4 protein-coding genes are annotated in these 5,739 nt (G+C 72.3%); 2 read left to right on the forward strand and 2 right to left on the reverse strand.

Features of this window, described 5'->3' with window-relative positions:
- Window positions 1–1,484: ATP-binding SpoIIE family protein phosphatase (locus AOK15_RS28910; protein WP_055521291.1), on the reverse strand; the 1,484-nt coding region annotated here is incomplete at its 3' end.
- A gap of 311 nt (window positions 1,485–1,795) precedes the next feature.
- Complete coding sequence (locus AOK15_RS28915; protein WP_055521292.1) at window positions 1,796–3,163, reverse strand: NAD(P)/FAD-dependent oxidoreductase; 1,368 nt, start codon at window positions 3,161–3,163, stop codon at window positions 1,796–1,798.
- Between the two features lie 390 nt (window positions 3,164–3,553).
- Between AOK15_RS28915 and AOK15_RS28920 the strand changes: the two genes are divergently transcribed.
- The gene (locus AOK15_RS28920) at window positions 3,554–4,336 is read left to right on the forward strand and encodes a TetR/AcrR family transcriptional regulator (RefSeq protein WP_055521293.1); all 783 of its coding nucleotides are present in this window, start codon (window positions 3,554–3,556) and stop codon (window positions 4,334–4,336) included.
- Between the two features lie 370 nt (window positions 4,337–4,706).
- On the forward strand, window positions 4,707–5,739 hold a 1,033-nt coding region (locus AOK15_RS28925; RefSeq protein ID WP_205632253.1), incomplete at its 3' end, for a sigma-70 family RNA polymerase sigma factor.

Genomic DNA, 5,739 nt, shown 5'->3' on the forward strand with positions numbered 1-5,739 from the left:
CGGTCGGTGCGGCGCAGCCGCAACCGCATGGGCGGGGTGCCGTGCTGGAGGGAATTGGCGACGAGTTCGCTGGCGGCGAGGACGCCCAGGTCGTGGAGTTCGGGCGGGAACCGCCAGCTCGTGAGGACGCCGGAGGCGAACGCTCTGGCTCGGGGGGCCGCTTCGACGCCACCGAGGAGTTCCAGGGCGGCGTTGCGGAAGAGGTCGCCGTCGGGGCCGGTGCGGGACGGGTGCTGGAGGACGAGGACGGCGACATCGTCGTCATGGTCGGCGGTGACGCCGGTCGAGCGGACCAGGCGGTCGCAGATCACCTGGGGTGTTCCGGTCGCGCCGGCCAGGGCTCTTTCCAGGGCGGCGATGCCCTCGTCCAGGTCCTCGTTGCGGCGTTCCACCAGGCCGTCCGTGTAGAGGACGGCGGTGGAGCCGGGGCACAGGGGGATCGAGCCGGAGGCGTGCATCCAGCCGCCGGTGCCGAGGGGAGGGCCGATCGGCTCGTCGGCGCGCTGGACCGTGCCGTTCTCGTCGCGGACGAGGATCGGGAGGTGGCCGGCGGAGGCGTAGACCAGGCGGCCCTCGTTGGGGTCGTGGACGGCGTAGGCGCAGGTGGCGATCTGGTTGGCGTCGATCTCCGTGGCGAGGCCGTCCAGGAGCTGGAGCACCTCGTGCGGAGGGAGGTCGAGGCGGGCGTAGGCGCGGACGGCCGTACGGAGTTGGCCCATGACGGCCGCGGCGCGTACGCCCCGGCCCATGACGTCGCCGATGACCAGGGCCGTGCGGCCGCCGCCGAGGGTGATGACGTCGTACCAGTCGCCGCCGACGGCGGTCTCCGTGCCGCCGGGGTGGTAGACGGCGGCGATGCGCAGGTCGTCGGGCTCCTCCAGTTCCTGCGGGAGGAGGGAGCGCTGGAGGGTGACGGCGGTTTCGCGCTGGCGGCGTTCGCTGGCGCGGAGGCGTTCGGCGGCCTCGGCGTGGTCGGTGACGTCGGCGGCGAAGACGAGGACACCGCCCTCGCCGGGCCCGGTGCCGCCAGGGACGTCGACGGGGGTGCAGGTGATCGTGTACGAGCGGCCGGAGGGGGCCTTGCGGGACTTGACCGTGCGGGGCTTGGAGCTGCGCAGCACCTGGTCGAGGAGGGGCAGCAGGCCAAGGGCGTCCAGCTCGGGGAGGGCCTCGCGGGCCGGGGCTCCGAGAGGGCGTACGCCGAAGGCCGCGACATACGCGTCGTTGACGTAGGCGGTGCGGTGGTCGTGGCCGTGGACGAGGGCGACGAGGGCCGGGATGCGGTCGAGGATCTCTCGGGTGGGGAGATCGTCGACGGCGGGCACGGGCGGGGTGTCGTCCGGTGGGTCGTCGCTCTGCCGTTCGGCGCGGGCCGCGGGCACGGCGCCCTCCCCCCGCCGGTCCTGGGTGACCGTGTGTTCGGTCCGCGCTGCGGCGCGGCGCTGCGTACCGGGGAGCCGGGCGCTCCAGCGCGTGAAGTTCACCGAATCCTTGCCTCGTGCCTCGTGGTGTTGTCTGTGGCCGGCTCCGGTTCCGGCCGGTGCTCCGGGGGTGACCCGGTGGTCCGGGGCGGTGGCCCCGGTGTGCAGCGGTGGGGGACGCCTGGTCGTGCGGGCGTGTCGGTACTTCGGGGTGCTCGGGGGTGCTCAGGGGTGCTTCGTACGGGCTTCGTCGGGTCCTGCCCGGGCAGGACGGTGACCCCGCCCGAGATCATGGATCATGTCGCGGACCAGTCTGTCCGACCGGGCCGACATCCGTCAGACGTCGGCCTGAACGGTGGAGTTCCTGGATCCGGTCAGGACGACCCCTTCGGGTCCTCAGGAGCCTTTCCACCGGCAGCCAGTTCGAACTCCGCACGGGGATGTTCGAGTGATCCGAGGGAGACGATCTCTCGTTTGAAGAGACCGGCAAGGGTCCATTCGGCGAGGACGCGGGCCTTGCGGTTGAAGGTCGGCACCCGGCTGAGGTGGTAGACGCGGTGCATGAACCAGGCGGGGTAGCCCTTCAGCTTCCGGCCGTAGACGTGCGCCACGCCCTTGTGCAGGCCCAGGGAGGCCACGGAGCCCACGTACTTGTGGGCGTACGCCTCCAGCGGCTGGCCGCGCAGCGAGCGGACGATGTTGTCGCCGAGCGTCCTGGCCTGGCGCACGGCGTGCTGGGCGTTGGGGGCGGTCTCCTTGCCCGGTTCGCTCGCGGTGATGTCGGGCACGGCTGCCGCGTCGCCCGCGGCCCACGCGTGCGAGACGCCCTCCACGGACAGCTCGGGGGTGCACTTCAGGCGCCCGCGCTCGTTCAGCGGGAGGTCGGTGGCGGCGAGGATCGGGTGCGGCTTGACGCCGGCGGTCCAGACAAGCGTGCGGGTCGGGAAGCGGGCACCGTCACTGAGGACGGCGACGCGGTCGGCGCAGGACTCGAGACGGGTGTGGAGGCGTACGTCGATGTTGCGGCGGCGCAGTTCGGTGACCGTGTAGCGGCCCATCTCCTCGCCGACCTCGGGGAGGATGCGGTCGGAGGCCTCCACGAGGATCCACTTCATGTCCTCGGGCTTGACGTTGTGGTAGTATCGCGCGGTGTAGCGGGCCATGTCCTCCAGTTCGCCGAGCGCCTCCACCCCGGCGTAGCCGCCGCCCACGAAGACGAAGGTCAGGGCGGCGTCGCGGATCGCGGGGTCGCGGGTGGAGGAGGCGATGTCCATCTGCTCGATGACGTGGTTGCGCAGGCCGATTGCCTCCTCGACGGTCTTGAAGCCGATACCGAAGTCGGCGAGACCGGGGACGGGCAGGGTGCGCGAGATCGAGCCGGGTGCGAGGACCAGTTCGTCGTACGACAGTTGCTCGGCGTGCGAACCCTCCTCCTCGGTGGCGAGGGTGGTGAGGGTCGCGACGCGCTTGGTGTGGTTGATCTCGGTGGCCTCGCCGATGACGACCTTGCAGTGGTTCAGGACGCGACGCAGCGGCACCACGACATGGCGGGGCGAGATGGAGCCCGCCGCGGCCTCCGGAAGGAAGGGTTGATACGTCATATATGGGTCGGGGGACACTACGACGATCTCGATGTCGCCGCTACTCAGTTCCCGCTTCAGCTGACGCTGCAGACGCAGCGCGGTGTACAGCCCGACGTAGCCGCCGCCGACGATGAGGATGCGCATCCGTACCTTCACCATCCCATGACGCACCTCTCTCGCTGGTTTGTCCACAGCCCCGGCAATTTGTGTGACCGGTCGCCCAGCGGGCGCGGGGTTGGCCGATTCACCGGCGTGAGCGGCAGGTGCGCAGGTCAGATGGTGTGAGCCGGGTGGCGGCGGGGGGCGCAAACGGTACCTAAACCGCCCGTACTCCGATCGAGGGGCGCTCCGTGCGGAACGTGCCCCTTCTGAATTGACTCCCTCTCAACTATGTTCGTGTGTCGACGGGGTGCATGGGGGATGCGTTCAAGGGATTCGGCCGGGTTCAGGCCCGGAACCGTTCAGGACCACGAACGCTCGTCCCGCCACTCCGGCTTCCGATGACGGGGAGAGTCTCCGGGGGGAGACGTCATTACCGGGGGAACACATATGCATATTCAGGACTCTCATTGGTCGTCCGCCTCAGCTCTCGCGCCCAGCGGCGCGATCGGCACGGCGGGCGGCAACGGGCGCGGGGACGGGTCGAGGTCGACGCCGCTCCGTGTGGACGCACAGCGCAACCTCGAGCACGTGCTGCGCGCGGCGCGCGAGGTCTTCGGCGAGCTGGGGTACGGCGCGCCGATGGAGGATGTCGCCCGCCGTGCGCGGGTCGGTGTGGGCACGGTGTACCGGCGCTTCCCGAGCAAGGACGTCCTGGTCCGGCGCATAGCCGAGGAGGAGACCTCCCGGCTCACCGACCAGGCACGGGTGGCGCTCGGGCAGGAGGAGGACCCGTGGTCGGCGCTGTCGCGCTTCCTGCGGACGTCGGTGGCCTCGGGTGCCGGGCGGCTGCTGCCGCCGCAGGTGCTGCGGGTCGGGGTCGCGGAGGACGGTACCGAGGTCGGTGGCGGCGGGATCGCCGACGAGCACCGGGTGCCGCAGCAGCGGGTCCAGCCGACGACCGAGCTGCGGCTGGTGTCGTCGGACGCGTCGGCGCCGGTGGGTGCCGGGCCGGCCGACGACGCAGGGGCCTCGGCGCTGCTGGAGGTCGTGGGGCAGCTGGTGGAGCGGGCCCGGGCGGCGGGTGAGCTGCGGGAGGACGTGACCGTGGCCGACGTGCTGCTCGTGATCGCCACGGCGGCACCGTCCCTGCCGGACGCGGCGCAGCAGGCCGCGGCTTCGGCCCGGCTGTTGGACATCCTGCTGGAGGGGCTTCGGTCCCGGCCGGCTTGAGGGTGGGGGTAGCGCGCCGCGGAAAGTGCGCCACCTCGTAGGGCGGTGTGGGGCTTGCGCCCCCGCCGCCCTTTCCCGTTCCCGCGGCCCCTTCTCGTTGCCGCCGCCCGTTCCTGTTCCCGCCGCCCCTTCCCGTTGCCGCTCCCGCTCCTCTCTCCTCCCCTCCCCGTTGCCGCTGCTCGCGCTCTCGCTCTCGCTCTCGCTCTCGTCACCAGGGGTCGGCCACCCGTACGGGTGAACTCGTGCGCGGAGGGCTGGGGAGACGCTCGGACGGGTGATATGCCCTTGAGACCGGGGGCTGAACAAAAGCAAATATGGCAGGGTGACCCGGAGGTCGGGACTGTGTCGGCAGGCGGTGGGGGCTTCCGCGATGGGTGTGAACGGGCGGGACGAGTCGCTGGGCGCGGGCGGGGGATCTCCGAAGGCGCGGGCGGATCGGCGGGAGGCGTCTCAGGCGTCCGGCCAGGGCGGCCGTGGTGAGGTTCCGGCCCAGTGGGACCGGTCCGACTCGGGGGCGCTGCCGCCACCCCGGGAGTGGGACGCCGCCCGGGCGCAGTCCGACGCCGACCTCATCGAGCGGATGCGGGCGGGCCGGGACTCGGCGTACGAGGAGCTGTACCGGCGCCATGCCGAAGCCGTGCGCCGCTACGCACGCACCTGCTGCCGGGACGCCCACACCGCCGACGACCTCACCGCCGAGGTCTTCGCCCGCATGCTCCAGGCGGTACGCGGCGGTTCCGGTCCCGAGCACGCCGTACGGGCCTATCTGCTCACCGCGGTGCGGCGGGTCGCCGCGAGCTGGACGACCTCCGCCAGGCGCGAGCAACTGGTGGACGACTTCGCGGTGTTCGCGGCGCAGGCGGCGCGCGGCGCGAAGGCGTCGGACAGCGACACGCTCGACCTCGGCGCGGACGTCCGGGCGATGCACGAGGCCGAGCAGTCGATGGCGATGCGGGCCTTCCGGTCGCTGCCGGAGCGCTGGCAGGCCGTGCTGTGGCACACCGAGGTCGAGGACGAGGCGCCGAGCGAGGTGGCCGTGCTCTTCGGCCTGGACGCCAACGGGACCCGGGTGCTCGCCAGCCGGGCCCGGGAAGGGCTCAAGCAGGCGTATCTCCAGGCTCATGTGAGCGCCTCCCTGGCCGGCAACAGCGCGGAGTGCGGGCGCTACGCCGACCGGCTCGGCGCGTACGCCCGCGGCACCCTGCGGACCCGCGCCGAACGGGGCCTGCGCAAGCACCTGGAGGAGTGCGCCGCGTGCCGGGTGGCCGCCGGGCAGATCAAGGAAGTCGCCGGCGGGATCCCCGCGGTCGTACCGGTCGCGGTCATCGGGTGGTTCGGGGCCGCCGGGTACGCCAAGACCGCCGCGATCGTCGCCGGGGGCGCGGGTGCCGGTGCGGCCGGGG

This window comes from Streptomyces ossamyceticus (assembly GCF_001418475.1).
Classification (GTDB): Bacteria; Actinomycetota; Actinomycetes; order Streptomycetales; family Streptomycetaceae; genus Streptomyces; species Streptomyces ossamyceticus.